This is a genomic window from Cupriavidus sp. SIMBA_020, assembly GCF_046535395.1.
Lineage (GTDB): Bacteria > Pseudomonadota > Gammaproteobacteria > Burkholderiales > Burkholderiaceae > Cupriavidus > Cupriavidus campinensis.
This window is the reverse complement of sequence record NZ_JAWRWU010001022.1, coordinates 1-257: the sequence shown is the minus strand read 5'-3', so window position 1 is coordinate 257 and position 257 is coordinate 1. Positions and strand designations below refer to the sequence as shown.

Genomic DNA, 257 nt, shown 5'->3' with positions numbered 1-257 from the left:
GCGCTGGACCGTAACCGACGGCTCATGGCCAAACCCTAAAACGTGTATTTCGCCGTCAACAAGAACGACCGCGGCGCGCCGAAGTGATTGTTGTCCTGGGTGCTTCCGATCGCCTGGTAGTAATACTTGTCGAACAGGTTGTACACGTTCAGGCGCAGATCCAGGTTCGGCGTGGCCCGATACGCCACCACGGCATCCCAGATGCTATACCCGGGCTGGCGCACGTTATACGCGGGCAAGCTGATCGCGCTTTGCAC

General features: G+C 59.1%; 1 protein-coding gene. It reads right to left on the bottom strand.

The window, feature by feature from the left end:
* Positions 1 to 35: 35 nt before the first annotated feature.
* A partial coding sequence (locus SB751_RS32565) for a hypothetical protein (protein ID WP_410749327.1) occupies positions 36 to 257 on the bottom strand: 222 nt, incomplete at its 5' end.